The following is an 18,766-nucleotide window of genomic DNA, read 5'->3' as shown; positions in this document are numbered from 1 at the left end:
CACGGCGACCCCGGGAGATCAGACCCCGAAGTCGGTCTTGACCTGCTTGGTCCGCTGGTGCTCGACATAGAACGACAGGAACGGAACGGTGCCCGCGAGCAGGGTTCCGATGGTGCGCGAGACGGGCCAGCGCACCTTGATCGACAGGTCGAAGGTGAGCACCAGGTAGACCGCGTACACCCAGCCGTGCACGATCGCGATCCACGACGGCACGTTCTCGATGCCGATGATGTACTTCGCGATCATCTCGCCGGTGAGGACGAGCAGCCAGATACCGGTGGCGTACGCGAGGACGCGGTACCGCAGCAACGCGGAGCCGATCTTCTTGCGATCCGCGTCGCTGACGTTGCGGGGGGTCGCGGCTGCCTGATCGGACGCCTCGGGGGTGGTGCTCACTGACCGCTCCTATCGGACCCGCGCGAGAGCTGCGCGAGGTATTCGTTGTACTCCTGGACCTGCTTCGCCTCGAGGTCGTCTCCGGCGTCCTCGGACTCGTCGATCGCGACCTTCGGGCGGCTCGGCAGAAGATCCGCCGGGATCTCTGTGGGTTCCTCGGGCTTCGACGCAGCGCCGCCGTCCGGGTCGTCGGCCTGAGCCTCCACGGCCTCGAGCTTGACGAATCGCCGGTAGGCGTAGATGCAGAAGAACGCGAAGGCCGGCCACTGGAACGCGTAGCCGAGATTCTGTCCGTTACCGCCGACCGCTTCGAAGCGGGTCCATTGCCAATAGCCGAGAGCCAGGCATCCGCCCGCGGCGACGATCACCAACACGATCAGAGCCACGCGGCGCGGCGGACGGTATTCGGACACGACCTCGACGGTACCTGAGCACGGCACCGACCTGCCAAGACGGGATCCGGGGCGGTGGGCGAGGTCACGCCGTATCGACCGCTTCTTGTTCCTTCGCGAGGATGGGTCGGACCACGACCTCGACCAGGAGCAGCGCGAGCAGGGCGATCACCACGGTCCATCCGACGACCGCGCCCGTCGGGTAGTTCCAGAACACGATCACCAGCACGGCCACGGCGACGATCGCCGCGCGGACCGGAACACGGGCGTGCGCCAGCCACACCTCGACGGTGCCGGGCGTGCGGGTGCTGTCCGGGTTTCTCAGCTTGTTCATCCCGTAACCGAACCCGCGACGCACCGCCATCGCCGAGGGCGAGCCACCGATCAGATAGGCGCCGACCGCGACCACCAGCCCCGTGACCAGCACCGCGCGCAGCATCGTCCGCAAGGGTGTCGCGGCGGCGTCGAACAACACCGCCGCCGCAGCCGGCGAACGCACCTCGGCCGGCAGGTTGTCCAGATACAGCGACCGGCCGATGAGGATTGCCAATGCGAGGGAGAGCATGGCGACGACGAATGTCGCACCCACGGCGGACAGTGCGCGAAGGCGCGAACCCCGTGGGGCGGCCCAGACCGCGGCAGCAGCAACGAGCAGCGTCAGCCATGGAAGGACGCCGGAGGCATTGTCGAGGGCGTTGACGGCGCGCTGGGCTTTCACGAGTTCGGGAGATTCGAACAACACGAACTGCTTGTCGATCTCCGGGATCTGGTCGGCAAACGAAAAACCGCGTTCGACCAGGAGCGCCTTGACTCGCTCGATGATCGGAGCGAGATTGAGGCTCACCGTCCCGCTGTCGTCGATCGCGATGGCCTCCACACGGGTGTCACCGGTCAACACCGCCGCGAGCCTGTCGTGCGCGGTGCGGTTCGCCTGGATCCACAGGGTCTCGAATTGGTCCGATGCAACCAGGCTGCCGACGGTGTCGTGCACGAAGCTCTCTGCCTGGCCGGCGATGACCGGTGCCAAACCGACTACCGGTTCCAGCCGCGGTCTGTCTTCGGTCAGCGCCGTCAAGGCATCCGTGGTGAGTCCCTCGACGTCGACCTGGGCGAAGATCTCGTCGGTCACCCGGTCGGTGACCGCGCCTTGGATCACCGGATCGGAGGCCAGCGGTGTCACCATGGTCACGTAGCGATCGGTGTCGAGGATCTGGCTGCGCGCGAAACGGGCGGCCACCGAGCTGATGGCGAGCAGACCCACGAGCACCAGCAGGATGACCACCGCGGTCCAGCGGAGTGCGTGTCCGCGCGTGGGAGGCTCCGTATCGGTCTGTACGGCAGGAGTTTCGCCGCGCAGCTCCGCGACTTCCTTGCGAAGCCGTTCGAGTTCCTCGCGCTCGTCGGAGCTCAGCGGAGCATCGTGGGGCGAGTGGTCGGGCTCTGCCATGTGGGTGCCTACCTTCGCGTGCCGGCCGGAGAGCCGGAGTCGGCCCCGCACCGATACTCACGAGGTTCCACGGCATCGGTCGTATCCGCTTCACCTCTGGCGGATGAAGTCGACCCGCCGACGCACATCCGGTCGGCCTGCTGTCCTCCGTGTCTCCTCCACGACCGGTCAGGACACGGTGAGCTGCCCCGTCATGTCCGGGTGGTAGGTGCAGTAGATGTCGTAGGTCCGTGCGTCCGCCGGCGCGGTGAAGGTGACCGTCTCGCCTGCCTCCACCTCGACGTCGAAGGTGTCGTCGCGGGCGGTGACGCTGTGTTCGACATCGTCCTCGTTCCGGACGGTGACCGTCGTGCCCGCCCCGACCGAGTCCGGTACTTCGAATTCGAACCCGGTGATGACGATCGTCGCGGTCTCCGTGCTCCCGTAATCGTCACCGCGTGCCCCGGCGTCGTCGGACGATTCAGTATCGGACTCTCCGCATGCCGCCAGTGCAAAGGCGGCGATCAACAGTGTTGCGAGGAGCAATGCTGCGCGCTTCATGGGTGCCTCCGTTTTCGGGCCCCACCAAGAATTCAACACCTCCGGAGCGATCCCGGACCCGAAAATCCGAGGAAGTACCCGAATGGCCCTCAGGTCTGCGCGGTGAAGCTCATGTTCACCGATCCCGAGGTCCCGGGGGCGGCCGTGAGTCCGGGCGTCGGTGTTGTGCGGGCAGCCCGGATCGCATTGGCAATCACGAGGACTTCGGCGAACTCATGGATGAACACCACCGTGGCCAGTCCGAGCACACCGGTTGCAGCGAGGGGTATCAGGACGGTGATGATCGCCAGAGAGAAGCCGATGTTCTGCACCATGATTCGTCGGGCGCGTCGGGCGTGGGCGAGAACCTGGGGGAGGTGACGCAGATCCTCGCCCATGAGTGCGACATCCGCCGTCTCGATGGCAACGTCGGTTCCCATGGCGCCCATTGCGATTCCGATGTCGGCGGTGGCAAGGGCGGGGGCGTCGTTGATGCCGTCACCGACCATCGCGATCTTCCGCTCGCGAGACAGCGGCCCGAGAAGAGCCGCCTTGTCTTCGGGAAGAAGCTCGGCATGCACCGTGGTGATGCCCGCGTCCCGGGCCGATGCTCGCGCGGTGCGTTCGTTGTCGCCGGTGAGCATGGCGACGTCGACACCGAGCCTGCGCAAACCGGCTACTGCCTCGGGGGCCTCGGCGCGGAGTTCGTCGCGCACGGCGATCGCGCCGATCACGGCCTCGTCGCGTTCGACGATGATGACGGTGGCGCCTGCCTCCTGAAGTCGGGTCACCTCGGGCACGAGGGGCCCGGGGGTGATCCAGGTCGGCTTTCCGAGTCGGATCCGAACGCCGTTCACGACGCCGATCAGTCCGTGGCCGGGCACGGCGGTGACGTCCTCAGCGGGGAGGACGGGGTCGGTGGCGGTTGCAAGAACGGCGCGTGCGAGTGGGTGCTCACTGCGTGCTTCGAGTGCGGCAGCGAGAACGACAACCTCGCGCTCGGTCGCGTCGCGCGTGGTGACCACCGCGACTACAGTCGGCGTGTTCCGCGTGAGCGTGCCGGTCTTGTCGAGCGCGATGACCCGGACCAGGCCGAGTTCTTCCAGGGCCGCGCCGCCCTTGATGAGGGCTCCGTGCCGGCTCGACGCACCGACAGCGGCGACGACGGTCAATGGCACAGCAATCGCCAGCGCACACGGTGAGGCGGCCACGAGTACGACGAGTGCGCGTTCGATCCACAACATCGGGTCGCCGACGATCGATCCCACGACTGCCACCAGTGCGGCCAGGGTCATGATTGCGGGCACCAACGGCGTCGCGATGGTGTTGGCGAGTCGCTGACCTGTACCTTTGCGTTCCTGCGCCTCTTCGACGATGTGCACGATGCGAGCGAGGGAACTGTCGGCAGCAAGCGCAGCCACCTCGACTTCGACGGCGCCGCCGCCGTTGACCGTCCCCGCGTGAATTTCCTCGCCCGGACCTGCCTCGACGGGCACCGACTCGCCGGTGATGGCGGAGAGATCGAGGCTGGTGCGTCCGCTCCGGATGACACCGTCGGTTGCGGCACGTTCACCCGGACGCAGCACCATGAGATCGCCGATCACGAGTTGATCAGGTGCGACCGGGAGTTCGTGCCCCTGCCGCAGTACGGTCACGCTCGGGGGAACCAACGACAACAGGGCACGCAGGCCCCGGCGTGTGCGGGCGAGGGCAAAGTGCTCGAGGCCTTCGGCGATGGAGAAGAGGATGCCGAGCATGGCCGCCTCGGGATACTGCCCGAGGGCAACCGCGCCGATCGCGGCGATGGTCATCAGCGTGCCGACACCGATTTTTCCGTGTCGAAGTTTTCGTAGGGCATCGGGCACGAACACCCACGCAGCGACGGCGACCGCGAGGAGTTCGAGCACCGTTGCCGCAGTGTGGGAGTCGGCGTGGCCGAGCGCCCAGGCGCCGGCGAGGAGAAGCGCTGCGCCGACGGCGCACTGGAGTTCGCGAACCTGCCACAGCCGGGTCGGTCCCCGATCGGGTTCGGAATGGGTGGGCGGCTGCCCGCAGCATGCATCAGACATGTCGGGGTTCGAGCACTTCAGGGTCGGAGGATCCGACGACAGCGTCGACGAGTGCTGTTCCGCGGGTGGTCAAGGTGTACATCACGAGCCGGCCTTGTCTGCGGGAGGTGACCAGGCCGGCGCTCTTGAGTTGCCGCAGGTGGTGGGAAACGAGGTTCTGAGCTTGACCGACCACCCACGCCAGGTCGCACACGCACAGTTCGTCGCCTGCGCGCAGGGCGGTCGCGATTCTCAGCCGAGTCGGATCTCCCAGCGCGCGGGCTGCTGCCGCGGCGGGTTCGACAGTGGCGAGCGTCGGAAGCTCCGTGCGGATCCGCTCCGCGTGGGGTAGGTCGAGGCACAGCAGGTCGCAGGTGTCCGGCTTGTCGACAGTCATATCGACATACTAATAGATATTGATATAAGTGCGTCGCTCGTGGTGCACACGAAAACGGGGTCACGACCTCATATGAGTTCGTGACCCCGTATGCAGTTCATGGAACTGTCCGTGGTGCGCGAGGGGGGACTCGAACCCCCACGTCCGTTAGGACACCAGGACCTAAACCTGGCGCGGCTGCCTGATTACGCCACTCGCGCGTCACGGACACAATACGTCACGACTCGTCGGGAACCGATTCGAAGTAGTGACGATGCCGACCGGCCCACGTCGGGGTCTGGCTGTGGCAGTTGGGGCACAAGAAGCGCACATTCTCGGGTCGGGAGTCGTTCGGCCTCCCGTCGATGTGGTCGACGTGGAAGATCAATGCTTGGCCACGCCAAACCGGTTCGATCCCGCATTCCTCGCACTTGTGGGGACGGCCGGATTCGAGTAGGGCGCGCCGCAGCCGCTTCGGAGCTTGTCGGTTCGACCCAGCGGGTTTGAGTGTCAAGATCTCGGCCCAGGGAAGGCGATTTCGCGGTGGCCGCCCCTTTTGGTGGGCCTGCCCGGTGAAATGAGAGGTATCGATTCCGAACTTCTTGATGCGCCTACTTATGTGGCTGTGGGCGCCACCCGTGGGCTGTATCCCGAGGTGGCGCAGAACCCCGGCGACACTCGCCGACCTCTCGACTGCTTCATCGAGCATTTCCTTCGTGTACTTGACCGCCCTGCTCATATTGCCCCCTTTGTCGAATGAATGTTCGAGTTTGAAGGAAGCTAGCGGGAAGGTCCGACATGTTTCCGACCGCGGCAACGCACGGCCACGGCGTGCCGTCAAGAGGTAACGGTTTGATAACAATAAAACGTGAGGGTTCCTCGGGTTCGTGGACGTCCACGCATCGGTGCGGCCTGCGTCAATTCGGGTTACTCGTCGGTCGCTTCATTGGTGAGTGTGAGTGAAATCACTGGTAGGGGGTTCGTGCGGCAATCTGCGCGAAACGAAACATGAGGAAGTCCTCATGATTTTGTGCGAACCTTGGCATGCCCGTACGAGCAGAACACCAGTCCATGCAACACACCGGCGCGGGCAGCGCTGCAACACGAAATGCCTCCACGCAGGGGTGTTCAGGAGAGGAACCACACGCGTGACGATCGACGAGACCACACCAGGCGACAACGGACGGAACTCGAAGGCATCACGAAGCACCGGCCGGCGGGCGGCAACCGCCCCGAACGGTGCACTGGTCGACAAGCTTCTCGCGGGTGAGCCCTACGCGCTCGCCTTCGGTGGTCAGGGTGCGCCCTGGCTCAGCTCCCTCGAAGAACTCAGCCGCGACAACGGCCTCGAGCCGGTCCTGACCGAACTGGTCAACGCTGCGGCCGCACACCTCGCTCCTGTCGCCGGCGACCTCATGGTTGTGCGCCCGGCCGGGTTCGATCCCATCGCGTGGATCCTCGAGCAGGAACTCGTCGACGACGAGGACGACACGCCGTCGGCCGGCCCGTCCGAAGCGACCCTCACCTCCGCTGCGGTGTCCAAGCCCGGTGTCTTCCTCACCCAGGTCGCTGCGCTGCGTGCACTCGCGAACCAGGGTCTCGATGTTGCAGCCCACGCCCCGAGCGCCGTCATCGGGCACTCGCAGGGCGTTCTCGCCGTCGAGGCCGTTGCTGCCGGTGGCCGCAAGGACGCCGAGATCCTCGCGATCGCCCAGCTCATCGGTGCTGCTGCCTCGCTCGTCGGCCGTCGTCGCGGGCTGATCGCCGGTGCCGGTAGGTTCCCCATGCTCGCGGTGTCCGGTGTCGACGCGGAGCGTCTGAGCGCCATCGTCGCCGAGGTGTTCGAGGGCCAGGATCCCGAGCGCAGCGCGGTTGTCGCCATCCGCAACGGCCGTCGCCGCGTCGTGCTGTCCGGTCCGCCGGCCGCGCTCGAGCGTGTGCAGCAGCAGTGCGAGCAGATCTCTGCGACCGAGACCCGCGACCGTGATTCCAAGAAGCGTGGTGGCGCCGTGTTCGCACCCACCTTCGAGCCGGTTCCGGCCGAGGTCGGCTTCCATCACCCAGCGTTCGCCGCTGCCGTCGAGCAGGTCGCGGACTGGGCGTCGCGCTGCGACCTCGACGCCGATCTCGCCCGCAAGCTGGCCGAGTCCATCCTCGTCACTCCGGTCGACTGGGTCGAGCAGGTCGACGGCGCTGTGGCGTCCGGCGCTTCCTGGATCCTCGATCTGGGCCCGGGCGAGCTGCTCACCCGCCTCACTCAGTCCGGTCTGCGCGGTCAGGGCGTCGGAATCATCGCCGCCGCGACCCGCGGCGGTCAGCGCAACCTGCTGACCCCGGGTGCCGAGCCCGAGGTGCCGCGCGCATGGTCGGAGTTCGCCCCGAAGCCGGTGGCGTTGCCCGACGGTCGTGTCGGTGTCGAGACGTCCTTCACCCGATTGACGGGCCGTTCGCCGATGCTGCTGGCCGGCATGACGCCGACCACTGTCGATCCGAAGATCGTTGCGGCCGCTGCGAATGCGGGTCACTGGGCCGAGCTGGCCGGTGGTGGCCAGGTCACCGAGCAGATCTTCGCCGATCACGTCGCGGAGCTGACCGATCTGCTCGAGCCGGGTCGCGCTGCGCAGTTCAACTCGATGTTCCTCGACCCGTACCTGTGGAAGCTGCACGTGGGCGGCAAGCGTCTCGTGCCGAAGGCCCGTGCTGCGGGCGCACCGTTCGACGGTGTCGTGGTCACTGCGGGTATCCCGGAGCTCGAGGAGGCCGTGCAGATCATCTCCGATCTGCGTGACGCCGGCATCGAGCACGTCGCGTTCAAGCCGGGCACGGTCGCGCAGATCCGTTCGGTGATCCGCATCGCGAACGAGGTCCCGAGCTACCCGATCATCGTCCATATCGAGGGCGGCCGCGCCGGTGGCCACCACTCGTGGGAGGACCTCGACGACCTGCTTCTCGACACCTACGCTGAGCTGCGCACCCGTTCGAACCTGGTGCTGTGCGTCGGTGGCGGTATCGGTACGCCGGAGCGGGCCGCCGATTACCTGACCGGCCGCTGGTCGACCGAGTACGGCTTCCCGGCGATGCCGCTCGACGGCATCCTCGTCGGCACCGCCGCGATGGCGACTCTCGAAGCCACCACGGCCCCCGAGGTCAAGCAGCTGCTCGTCGACACTCCCGGTACCCCCGACTGGGTCGGAGCCGGCACCGCGGGCGGTGGCATGGCCTCGGGGCGTAGCCAGCTCGGTGCCGATATCCACGAGATCGACAACGCCGCTTCGCGTACGGGTCGCCTCCTCGACGAGGTCGCCGGTGACGCCGATGCCGTGGCCGCACGTCGCGATGAGATCGTCGCCGCGCTCGACATCACCGCGAAGCCGTACTTCGGTGACGTCGCCGAGATGACGTACCTGCAGTGGCTGACCCGCTACCTCGAGCTGGCCATCGGATCCGATTGCGCTACCGAGTTCGATTGCGGCAGCGACCTGGGCGACGCCGTCGCCGAGGCACATGTCAGCCCGTGGCTGGACGTGTCGTGGCGTGAGCGTTTCCGCGAGATGCTGCAGCGCGCCGAAGCTCGACTGCACCCCGTGGACCGCGGTCCCATTCCGACATTGTTCGACGACGACGCGGTGCTCGAGCGTCCGTACGCAGCGATCAAGTCGCTCACGGCTCAGTACTCCGACGCAGGCGACGTCGTCCTGCACCCCGCGGACGTCCCGTTCTTCGTCTCCCTGTGCAAGACCCCCGGCAAGCCGGTGAACTTCGTGCCGGTCGTCGACCAGGACGTGCGTCGCTGGTGGCGGTCCGACTCGCTGTGGCAGGCACACGATCCGCGCTACACCGCCGATCAGGTCTGCGTCATCCCCGGCACCGTCGCCGTCGCGGGCATCACCCGCGTCGACGAGCCGGTCGGTGAGTTGCTCGACCGTTTCGAGAAGGCCACGGTCGACGAGCTTGTCGAGTCGGGTGTCGAGCCCACCCCGGTGGTCGCTCGCCGTCACCGCGACGTGGCGACCGGTCTGCTCGACGCTGTGCTGTCGTCGCCCGATGTCGCGTGGGCCGGCCGCCAGACGCGCAACCCGATCGATCGCCTCGGCGACCTCGACGAGTGGGCCGTCGAGTCGGAGACTGCCGCCGCGCACGCTCCGACCGGGGCGACCCTGACCGTTCTCGACGACGAGCACGTCGGCCTGCGGGTGCCGCTCGGCAACGATCGCGCGGTCGGGATCCGCATCACCGTGCCCGCATCCGTGAGCACCGGTGGCGCACCGGTCATCACGGAAGCCGACGCCGACGCCGCTATGTCGGCGCTGCTCGGTGTGGCTGCCGGCCAGGAACTTCCGACCGTCAAGAAGGGCGCCGCGCGCATCACCCTCGGCTGGCTGCCGGAGAAGATCGCCGACCACGCCGGTGTCACGGGTGCGGGTCTGCCCGAGAATCTGAGCCCGAGCACCAACGGTGTGCCCGACGTCCTCGTCGGAGCCTGCTGGCCGGCCGTGTTCGCCGCGCTGGGCGCTGCCCGCACCAGCGAGAACCTGTCGGTCATCGAGGGCATGCTCGATCTCGTCCACCTCGATCACGCGATCGACGTGAAGAACGGTCTGTCCACCGACCCGTCGATCCTGGGTGTCAAGGCGGAGGTCGAGAACGTCCTCGACACCGATCTGGGCCGTGTCGTCGAGGTTCACGTGACCATCTCCGCCGACAACGGCGACGGCTCGGGCGACAACACGGTTGCGACTTTGATCGAGCGTTTCGCGATCCGCGGCCGCACCGGCACCGCCGAGCTGGCCGATCCGGTCCGCGCCGGTGGTTCTCTGAGTGACGATGTCATCGAGACTCCGCGTCGCCGTCGCCGCGATGCCGTGATCGTTGCCCCGACCGACATGAGCGCGTTCGCTCGAGTGTCGGGCGATCACAACCCGATCCACACGTCGGACAACGCCGCGTTGCTGGCCGGTCTGGGAAGCCCGATCGTCCACGGCATGTGGTTGTCTGCCGCTGCGCAGCAGGTCGCCACGGCCGTCGAGTCGGATGCGAAGCTGCCTGTCCGCCGGATGACCGCGTGGACCACGCGGTTCCTCGGCATGGTGCGCCCGGGCGCGAAGATCGACGTGCGCGTCGACCGCATCGCGACCGATCGCGGCGCCGAGATCGTCGAGGTGGGTTGCCGTGTCGACGGTGACCTGGTCATGGTCGCAACGGGTCGTATCGCCGCCCCGAAGACCATCTACGCATTCCCGGGCCAGGGCATCCAGCGCCCCGGCATGGGCCTGGACGCTCGCGCCCGCAGCAAGGCTGCCCGCGAGATCTGGGAGCGCGCCGACAAGCACACCCGCGAGGCGCTCGGCTTCTCGATCCTCGCTGTGGTGCGCGACAACCCGACGGTCCTCAAGGCTCGCGGTGTCACCCACAAGCACCCGGACGGTGTGCTGCACCTGACCCAGTTCACCCAGGTCGCGATGGCGACGCTCGGTGTCGCGCAGATCGCGGAGCTCCGCGAGGCCGGTGCGTTCGTCGAGGGTTCGCTGCTGGCCGGTCACTCGGTCGGTGAGTACAACGCTCTCGCCGCGGTTGCCGGTGTGCTCCCGCTCGAAGCCGTGCTCGAGGTCGTCTTCCAGCGCGGCTCGGCGATGCACGCCCTCGTGCCGCGTGACGAGCAGGGCCGCTCGAACTACCGCATGGCCGCAATCCGGCCGTCGCAGTTCGGTGTCGCCGACGAGGATCTGCAGGACTTCATCGCACGAGTCGGAGAAGACGCTGGAGAGTTTCTGGAGATCGTCAACCTGAACCTGCGCGGTTCGCAGTACGCGATCGCCGGCACGGTCGCGGGCCTCGAAGCCCTCGAGACCGTCATCGAGCGCAAGGTCGCCGAGTTCGGTGGCAAGCGTGCGTTCATTCTGGTTCCGGGCATCGACGTGCCGTTCCACTCGACCGTCCTGCGTGGCGGCGTGGACGACTTCCGTGAGCGGCTGCTGAACCTGCTGCCCGAGGAGATCGACCCGAACATCCTCATCGGCCGCTACATCCCGAACCTGGTGCCCAAGCCGTTCAACCTGGGTCGTGACTTCATCCAGGAGATCGCCGATCTGGTGCCGTCGCAGCCGCTCGCCGAGGTCCTCGCGGACTTCGATGCGTGGGCCGCGAAGCCGGTCGAGCTGACCCGCGTGGTGCTCGCCGAACTCCTCGCGTGGCAGTTCGCGTCGCCGGTCCGCTGGATCGAGACGCAGGATCTGCTGTTCGCCGACGAGGCCGACGGCGGCCTGGGTGTGGAGCGTTTCGTCGAGGTCGGTCTCGGTGCCGCCCCGACCGTCGCGAACCTCGCGTCGCAGACTCTCAAGTTGCCGGGTCGTTTCGGTCAGCCGGTCGAGGTGCTCAACATCGAGCGTGAAGCGTCGGTCGTGTACTCGACCGATGTGGATCCGGCTCCGGTCGAGGACGACGAGCCCGAGGCTCCGTCGGCCGATGCTGCCGCGCCTGCCGCTGCGGCGGCACCGGCTGCTGCTCCGGCAGCGCCGACCGGTGGCCCGACCCCGGACGACATCGCATTCAAGGCGGCCGACGCCACCCAGGTGCTCATTGCACTGTGGACCAAGCTGCGTCCCGATCAGATCGGCCCCGTCGACACGATCGAGGCACTGTGTGACGGTGTGTCGTCGCGTCGGAACCAGCTGCTCGTCGACCTCGGTTCCGAGCTGTCGCTCGGCGCGATCGACGGTGCCGCCGACGCCGACATGGGCGCGCTGGCCGGGACGGTCGACCGCCTTGCCCGCACGTACCGCCCGTTCGGCCCTGTGCTGTCGGATTCGATCAACGATCACCTGCGCAAGGTGTTCGGCCCGTCGGGTAAGCGTCCCGGCTACGTCGCCGACCGCGTCACCAAGGTGTGGGGTCTGGGCGAAGGCTGGACCCAGCATGTGACCGCGGAGGTCGCCCTCGGTAGCCGCGACGGATCGTCGATCCGCGGTGGCGACCTGGGTGGCCTGTCGCAGGGCGCACTCGGCGACACCGCCGCGGTCGACGCCTTGATCGACGCTGCCGTGCAGTCGGTCGGCTCACGTCGCGGAATCACCGTGTCGATGCCGTCGGCCGGTGGTGGCGGGGGAGCGACCGTCGACGCCGCTGCGCTCGGTGAGTTCACCGAGCAGATCACCGGCCGCGACGGCGTGCTCGCCAGCGCTGCTCGCCTGGTGCTCGAGCAGTTGGGTCTCGACGAGAAGGTCTCCGGACTCGCGGACAAGGCCGACGACGAGCTCGTCGACCTGGTCTCGGCGGAGCTGGGCTCCGACTGGCCGCGACAGGTCGCGCCCGCATTCGACGCGCGCAAGGCCGTGCTGATCGACGACCGTTGGGCAACGGCACGGGAAGATCTGGCTCGCCTCTGGCTCGACGAGACGATCGAGGTCGAGCGGTTCGGGAGTGCCGGCCGGACGGTCGCCGCGCACGCTGCATTCTGGAAGACCAAGGCCGCCGACGCCGGTCGCACGGTGCTCGCCGAGACCTACAGCCGCATCGCGGCGGCTGCCGCGAACACCGGCGACGCCGAGTACGCGGGCGAGGTCGCCGTGGTCACGGGTGCCAGCAAGGGCGGTATCGGTGCCGCGGTCGCGGGCAAGCTGCTCGCGGGCGGCGCGACGGTCGTCGTCACGACCTCGCGTCTCGATTCGAAGCGCCTCGGGTTCTACAAGGACCTGTACGCGAGTCATGCTCGCGCCGGTGCGGCCCTGTGGGTCGTGCCCGCGAACATGGCGTCCTACTCCGACGTCGATGCCTTGATCGAGTGGCTCGGCACCGAGACCGTGGAGAACGCGGGCGGCGCCAAGAAGCTCATCAAGGATGCGCTGACCCCGACGCTGCTGTTCCCGTTCGCCGCGCCCCGTGTGGCAGGTTCGCTTGCCGACGCCGGTGCACGCGCCGAGATGGAGATGCGGGTTCTGCTCTGGTCGGTCGAGCGGCTGATCGCCGGTCTGTCCGGCATCGGAGCCGACAACGACGTCGACACCCACCTGCATGTGGTGCTTCCGGGTTCGCCCAACCGCGGCATGTTCGGTGGCGACGGCGCGTACGGCGAGTCGAAGGCCGCGCTCGACGCGATCGTCACCCGCTGGAACGCCGAGCGTATCTGGGCCGAGCGCGTCACCTTGGCTCACGCCCTGATCGGCTGGGTGCGCGGCACCGGTCTGATGGGCGGAAACGATCCGCTGGTCGAGGCCGCGGAAGCAGCCGGTGTCCGCACGTGGTCGACGCAGGAGATGGCGACCGAGCTGCTGCAGCTGGTCAGTGAGGAGGCCAAGCGTCTCGCCACCGACAAGCCGCTCGTCGCCGACCTCACCGGTGGACTCGCCGACGCAGGACTCGATCTGCCCGCGCTCGCGAAGCAGGCGCAGGACGCGGCCGAGGCCGCGGACGAGCAGGACGAGGACGACTCCGCGACCATCGCGGCGCTGCCTGCGGCACCGCGCCTCGACGCGACCCCGACTCCCGAGTGGAGCCAGGTCACCGCGGATCCGGCCGACCTCGTGGTCATCGTCGGTGCCGGCGAGCTCGGCCCGTACGGTTCGTCGCGTACCCGGTTCGAGATGGAGGTCGACGAAGAACTGTCGGCCGCCGGTGTGCTCGAACTGGCCTGGGTGACGGGGCTGATCGAGTGGGAGAGCGAGCCGAAGCCCGGCTTCTACGACGCCGAGACCGGTGAATTCGTGCCCGAGTCGGAGATCGCCGACCGCTACAACGACGCGGTGGTCGAGCGCTGTGGCATCCGCCGCTACGCCGACGACGGAGCGATGGTCGACAACACGGCTCCGCTGATGACGTCGGTATTCCTCGACAAGGATCTGTCCTTCGTGGTCGGGTCCGAGGCAGAGGCCCGCGCGTTCGTCGACTCCGATCCGGAGAACACGGTCGCGGCGGTCGATGCCGAGTCCGGAGACTGGACGGTCACCCGCAAGGCGGGCACCGAAATCCGTGTGCCGCGCAAGGCGAGGCTGACCCGTACGGTCGGCGGTCAGATCCCGACCGGGTTCGACGTCACCCGCTGGGGCATCCCCGCCGACATGGCGGATGCCGTGGACCGTGTGGGTCTGTGGAACATCGTGTCCACGGTCGATGCGTTCCTCACCGGCGGCTTCACCCCGTCCGAGCTGCTGCGCTGGGTGCACCCGTCGATGGTGGCGAACACACAGGGCACCGGCATGGGCGGCATGAGCTCGATGAGGTCGCTGTACATCGACACGCTGCTCGGTGAGAACCGCGCGAACGACATCCTGCAGGAGGCCCTGCCGAATGTCATCGCGGCGCACGTCGTCCAGTCGTACGTCGGTGGTTACGGTGCGATGGTGCACCCGGTCGCGGCGTGCGCCACGGCTGCGGTGTCGGTCGAGGAGGGCGTCGACAAGATCAAGCTGGGCAAGGCCGAGCTGGTCGTGGCCGGTGGCTTCGACGATCTCGGTATCGAGGGCATCGTCGGGTTCGGCGACATGTCGGCCACCGCGAAGTCCGACGAGATGACCGCCAAGGGGATCGACGATCGGCGCTTCTCGCGGGCCAACGATCGTCGTCGCGGTGGGTTCGTCGAGTCGGCCGGCGGCGGCACGATCCTGCTGGCGCGCGGTGATCTCGCGCTGGAGATGGGTCTGCCGGTTCTCGGTGTCGTGGCGTACGCCGGTTCGTTCGCGGACGGTGTCCACACCTCGATCCCGGCTCCCGGCATCGGTGCGCTCGGTGCGGGTCGAGGCGGACGCGAGTCGGCTCTGGCGAAGGAACTGCGCAAGCTCGGCGTCACCGCCGACGACATCGCGGTGGTGTCCAAGCACGACACGTCCACGGCGGCGAACGACCCGAACGAGTCGGAACTACACGAGCGTCTGGCCGGGTCGCTCGGCCGCAGCGAGGGCAACCCGCTGTTCGTGGTCTCGCAGAAGTCACTGACCGGGCACGCCAAGGGTGGCGCAGCCGCCTTCCAGCTGGTCGGCCTGTGCCAGGTGCTCAGCCAGGGCATCGTCCCGCCGAACCGCAGCCTCGACTGCGTCGACGAGAAGATGGCCGAGTACGAGCACCTCGTGTGGGCGCGCACGCCGATCCGTTTCGGCGAGCGGTACGCGCTCAAGGCGGGCCTGCTCACCAGCCTCGGTTTCGGTCACGTGTCCGGGTTGATCGCGGTGGTGCACCCGCAGGCGTTCATCGAGTCGCTGCCGGCCGATCGTCGTGAGGCGTACCTCGCGCAGGCTGCGGAGCGCACGGTCGCGGGTAAGCGTCGCCTGGTGTCGGCGATGACCGGTGGTGCGGCACTGTACGAGCGTCCCGCGGATCGCCGCTTCGGCGGAGATGCGGTTCCGGCGGCAGCAGCACGTCAGCTCGAAGCGGATGTGCTGCTCACCGACGACGCGCGTCTCGGTGACGGTGACGTGTACCGCTCGGGTCTGCCCGGCTGCAAGTAGGCCGGGGAACGGAGTAGGCGAGGGAACACAGCAGAGTGATGGGAGTTGCGGGTATCGGGTTCGACCTCGTGTCGGTGCCCGAGTTCGCAGAGCAGTTGCGCCGACCGGGCACGACGATGCTGGCGAACTTCACACCGGGTGAGCGTCGCGACGCGAATACCCGCAGCTCCGATCCTGCTCGACACTTCGCCGCCCGATGGGCGGCGAAGGAAGCCGTGATCAAGGCGTGGTCGGCGTCGTTGTTCGGGAGTCCGCCGGTGCTGCCGGAGACGATCCACCAGAAGATCGAGGTGGTGTCCGACGCGTGGGGCCGGCCGAGTATCCGGCTGCATCGCGAGGTCGCCGAGCATCTCGGTAGTAGACGGATCCATGTGTCGCTGACACACGACGGTGATATGGCCGGCGCGTTCGTCGTGCTGGAAGACGCCGTCCAGGAGACCTCGTCCGGGGAGGACGACAGGTAGCAGCGGGGAGCTACACGAGATCAGGCCGAGGGAGCGGACGCTTCCTCGGCCTGGTTCGTTTCGGGACCGCCACGATCGGATGCGGCGGCACGTGCGCGTTCGGAATCCGCACGTCGCTTCTGGCGTTTCGCCTGCGCTCGCGACTCCTGTTCGGCAACCTGCAGGTACGCGACCATGATCCGCTTGAGTTCGGCCACGGCGTCGGCGTGGGTCTGATCGTCCTGCACCGAGAAGTTCAACATCGAGTACACGATGTGTACGAGAACTTCGGCCATCAGTTTGCGGCGCGCCCGCGGCGTGTCCGGGGTGAGTGGCGCCAGCATCCGCGCGACCTGCTCGGCGAACTCTTTCTCGTGGATTGCGCCGGTGGCACGAGTCGACGGGGTGGACTGCATCGCGAGCCACACTTCGCGCCGTGACGGATCCGTGGTCCACAGACCCGCCATGTGGTCGACGAAGCTGTTGAGGAAGCGCAGCCAGTCGACCGACGGGATCCGGCCGTTGAAGGTGGCGAGTTCGTTCTGGACGCCGACCAGGTCCTGCCGATTCAGTTCGCAGACGATCACGTACTTGTTGGCGAAGAACTGGTAGAGGGTGCCGATGGGGACGTCGGCGCGGGACGCGACCTCTTCACACGTGAACGACTCGAACCCGACCTCGGTGAGCAGGTCGCGGGAGGCTGCCAGGAGCGCATCGAACTTGCGCCGGCTGCGTTCCTGCGTCGGACGTCGTCTGGGCACGAGTTCCTGCGGCTCCGCCTGGACCTCGAGTGCGGGGTCGATCCGTTGCGGGGCGCGGCGGCCGTTCGTTGCTGACTCCACGCGCCCAGGCTAGCGGCAGACTGTACGAAAGCCGAACATGAGTGTGAAAAGGGGTGTCATCAAACGGGGAGTGCGCCATCGGCACGCGAATTCACCGCGCGGTTCGACGGCGGAACAGAGCAGTTGCCGCGACCAGTCCGACGGCGGTGAACGCCACGCACCAGCCCACCGCGATCACTGCGGAGCTACCGACCGATGTGCCGGTGAGCAGGCCGCGTACCGTTTCGATGACCGGCGTCACCGGCTGGTGTTCGGCGAATCCGCGCAACCATGTCGGCATCGTGTCCGGCGGTACGAACGCGCTGCTCACATAGGGCAGGAACAGCAGGAAGAACGTGAAGCCGCTTGCTGCTTCCTCGTTGCCGGCGAGCATGCCCAGCGCAGCCGAGACCGCGGAGATCGCGAGGACGAACAAAGCGATGATCCCGACGGCCGCAACCCATTCGACGAGGGTGGCATCGGGCCGGAATCCCATCAGTGCGGCGACGGCGAACACCACGACGGTGCTGGCGAGGTTGCGGACCAGGCTCGCGACGACGTGGCCGGTGAGGACTGCCGAACGCGCGATGGGCATGGACCGGAACCGGTCGACGATGCCGCGCTGCATGTCGGACGCGACGGCGACTGCGGTCTGTGCAGCGCCGAACGATGCCGACAGCAGCACGATGCCCGGGACGACGTAGTTGAGATAGTCGGTGCCCGTGTCGATGGCGCCGCCGAACACGTACACGAACAGTACGAGTAGCAGGACCGGAAGCGCGAGACCCATGAGTAGGGCGTCGGGGCTGCGGAGCATGCGCCTGAGGTTTCTGCCGGTCACCGCCGCATAGTCGCGGGGTAGGTAGCCGACCGGGTGTGTGAGTGTGTCGGTGAGTGTCACTGCGAGACCTTCTTTCGGTCGGTCGTGCCGGTCAGGGTGAGGAAGACGTCGTCGAGCGTGGGGGAGTGCAGACCGAACTTCTCGACCGGAACTGCTTCGTCGGCGAGGCGGTTGAGCAGTGCGGCCACGTGGGGAAGATCGCCGTCGGTGGGGACTTCGAGAGTGAGGGTGACCCGATCGCTGTCGCCGCCGAGGATCGCGGCTGCCCGATCGAGGTCGGGTTCGGTGCCGAAGCGCAGTTCCAGGTGACCACCCGGCACCAATGCCTTGAGCTCGTCCGGAGTGCCTTCGGCGACGATGCGCCCGGCGTCGAGGACAGCAACCCGATCGGCGAGGCGGTCGGCCTCCTCGAGGTACTGCGTGGTGAGGAAGACGGTGACTCCGTCGGCAGCGAGCTCCCGGATCACTTCCCACATGACGAGCCGGCTTCGAGGGTCGAGGCCGGTGGTGGGTTCGTCGAGGAACAGCAGTTGCGGTGCCGCGATGAGGCTCATCGCGATATCGAGCCGACGTGCGGTGCCGCCGGAGAGGGCGCCTGCGCGCCGATCTACGACGTGCCCGAGATCGAACCGCTCGATCAGTTCGCGGACGCGGTCCGCGATCGTCGCCGAGGGCAGGTGGGCCAGCCGCGCCGCAAGGCGGAGGTTCTCGGCGCAGGTGAGGACGTCGTCGATTGCAGCGTACTGGCCGGTGAGAGCAATTCGTTCTCGCACATCGCGCGCGTGTGCGGGTAGGGCGAGTCCGGTGACCTCGACGGTGCCGGAGTCGAAGGGCAGGAGTGTCGTGAGGATCCGCACGGTCGTGGATTTTCCGGCGCCGTTCGCGCCGAGCAGGGCGAAGACGGACCCCTGTTCGACGTGGAGGTCGATGCCGTCGAGCACCGCGGTGGAACCGAATGTCTTGTGCAGTGACCGCACGTGGAGAGCGGCTGGAAGATCGGACATGTCCCGGTCCTTAACTGTGTATGTCATATATGTACGTTTATACGAT

At 67.5% G+C, this 18,766-nt stretch carries 12 protein-coding genes and 1 tRNA gene; 2 read left to right on the top strand and 11 right to left on the bottom strand.

The window, feature by feature from the left end:
- Positions 1-18: 18 nt before the first annotated feature.
- The 8 genes from Q7514_RS04080 to Q7514_RS04045 all read right to left on the bottom strand — a co-directional run bounded on the left by Q7514_RS04080 (position 19) and on the right by Q7514_RS04045 (position 5,887).
- Positions 19-396 carry a DUF3817 domain-containing protein gene (locus tag Q7514_RS04080; protein WP_330131933.1) on the bottom strand — a complete coding sequence of 126 codons (378 nt, stop codon included), beginning with the start codon at positions 394-396 and terminating at the stop codon, positions 19-21.
- On the bottom strand, positions 393-809 hold the full coding sequence (locus tag Q7514_RS04075) for a transcriptional regulator (RefSeq protein ID WP_330131932.1): 417 nt from the start codon (positions 807-809) through the stop codon (positions 393-395). Before Q7514_RS04075 ends, Q7514_RS04080 begins: the two co-directional genes overlap by 4 nt.
- Before the next feature lie 64 nt (positions 810-873).
- Complete coding sequence (locus tag Q7514_RS04070) at positions 874-2,235, bottom strand: hypothetical protein (RefSeq protein ID WP_330131931.1); 1,362 nt, start codon at positions 2,233-2,235, stop codon at positions 874-876.
- A gap of 168 nt (positions 2,236-2,403) precedes the next feature.
- Complete coding sequence (locus Q7514_RS04065) at positions 2,404-2,775, bottom strand: cupredoxin domain-containing protein (protein WP_330131930.1); 372 nt, start codon at positions 2,773-2,775, stop codon at positions 2,404-2,406.
- Between the two features lie 89 nt (positions 2,776-2,864).
- Positions 2,865-4,823: a heavy metal translocating P-type ATPase gene (locus Q7514_RS04060; protein ID WP_330131929.1), complete on the bottom strand. Its 1,959-nt coding sequence runs from the start codon at positions 4,821-4,823 to the stop codon at positions 2,865-2,867.
- Complete coding sequence (locus Q7514_RS04055) at positions 4,816-5,199, bottom strand: ArsR/SmtB family transcription factor (protein ID WP_330131928.1); 384 nt, start codon at positions 5,197-5,199, stop codon at positions 4,816-4,818. Before Q7514_RS04055 ends, Q7514_RS04060 begins: the two co-directional genes overlap by 8 nt.
- A gap of 112 nt (positions 5,200-5,311) precedes the next feature.
- Positions 5,312-5,399, bottom strand: a tRNA-Leu gene (locus Q7514_RS04050).
- 17 nt (positions 5,400-5,416) lie between these two features.
- Positions 5,417-5,887: an HNH endonuclease gene (locus Q7514_RS04045; protein ID WP_408016029.1), complete on the bottom strand. Its 471-nt coding sequence runs from the start codon at positions 5,885-5,887 to the stop codon at positions 5,417-5,419.
- A 439-nt stretch (positions 5,888-6,326) separates the two neighbouring features.
- Here Q7514_RS04045 and Q7514_RS04040 point away from each other — a divergent pair, with 439 nt between their 5' ends.
- Both Q7514_RS04040 and acpS read left to right on the top strand, forming a co-directional pair.
- On the top strand, positions 6,327-15,611 hold the full coding sequence (locus Q7514_RS04040) for a fatty acid synthase subunit beta domain-containing protein (protein WP_330131926.1): 9,285 nt from the start codon (positions 6,327-6,329) through the stop codon (positions 15,609-15,611).
- A 38-nt stretch (positions 15,612-15,649) separates the two neighbouring features.
- On the top strand, positions 15,650-16,075 hold the full coding sequence (gene acpS / locus Q7514_RS04035) for a holo-ACP synthase AcpS (protein ID WP_330132019.1): 426 nt from the start codon (positions 15,650-15,652) through the stop codon (positions 16,073-16,075).
- A 20-nt stretch (positions 16,076-16,095) separates the two neighbouring features.
- Here the strand turns inward: acpS and Q7514_RS04030 are convergent, their stop codons facing one another.
- The 3 genes from Q7514_RS04030 to Q7514_RS04020 all read right to left on the bottom strand — a co-directional run bounded on the left by Q7514_RS04030 (position 16,096) and on the right by Q7514_RS04020 (position 18,720).
- The gene (locus tag Q7514_RS04030) at positions 16,096-16,896 is read right to left on the bottom strand and encodes a TetR/AcrR family transcriptional regulator (RefSeq protein WP_330131925.1); all 801 of its coding nucleotides are present in this window, start codon (positions 16,894-16,896) and stop codon (positions 16,096-16,098) included.
- A gap of 91 nt (positions 16,897-16,987) precedes the next feature.
- Positions 16,988-17,776: an ABC transporter permease gene (locus Q7514_RS04025; RefSeq protein ID WP_408016024.1), complete on the bottom strand. Its 789-nt coding sequence runs from the start codon at positions 17,774-17,776 to the stop codon at positions 16,988-16,990.
- A complete protein-coding gene (locus Q7514_RS04020) occupies positions 17,773-18,720 on the bottom strand; it encodes an ATP-binding cassette domain-containing protein (protein WP_330131924.1) in 948 nt (315 codons plus the stop codon). Before Q7514_RS04020 ends, Q7514_RS04025 begins: the two co-directional genes overlap by 4 nt.
- Positions 18,721-18,766: the final 46 nt, after the last annotated feature.

It is taken from the genome of Rhodococcus artemisiae, assembly GCF_036327795.1.
GTDB lineage: Bacteria > Actinomycetota > Actinomycetes > Mycobacteriales > Mycobacteriaceae > Rhodococcus > Rhodococcus artemisiae.
The sequence above is the reverse complement of the archived record's forward strand: the minus strand, read 5'-3'. Positions and strand labels throughout refer to the sequence as shown.

Bases quoted from the DNA above. Each gene is read 5' to 3' on its own strand.
- Q7514_RS04070 (WP_330131931.1), bottom strand. From the start codon at position 2,235: ATGGCAGAGCCCGACCACTCGCCCCACGATGCTCCGCTGAGCTCCGAC.
- Q7514_RS04055 (WP_330131928.1), bottom strand. From the start codon at position 5,199: ATGACTGTCGACAAGCCGGACACCTGCGACCTGCTGTGCCTCGACCTA.
- Q7514_RS04060 (WP_330131929.1), bottom strand. From the start codon at position 4,823: ATGTCTGATGCATGCTGCGGGCAGCCGCCCACCCATTCCGAACCCGAT.
- Q7514_RS04020 (WP_330131924.1), bottom strand. From the start codon at position 18,720: ATGTCCGATCTTCCAGCCGCTCTCCACGTGCGGTCACTGCACAAGACA.
- acpS (WP_330132019.1), top strand. From the start codon at position 15,650: ATGGGAGTTGCGGGTATCGGGTTCGACCTCGTGTCGGTGCCCGAGTTC.
- Q7514_RS04045 (WP_408016029.1), bottom strand. From the start codon at position 5,887: ATGCTCGATGAAGCAGTCGAGAGGTCGGCGAGTGTCGCCGGGGTTCTG.
- Q7514_RS04065 (WP_330131930.1), bottom strand. From the start codon at position 2,775: ATGAAGCGCGCAGCATTGCTCCTCGCAACACTGTTGATCGCCGCCTTT.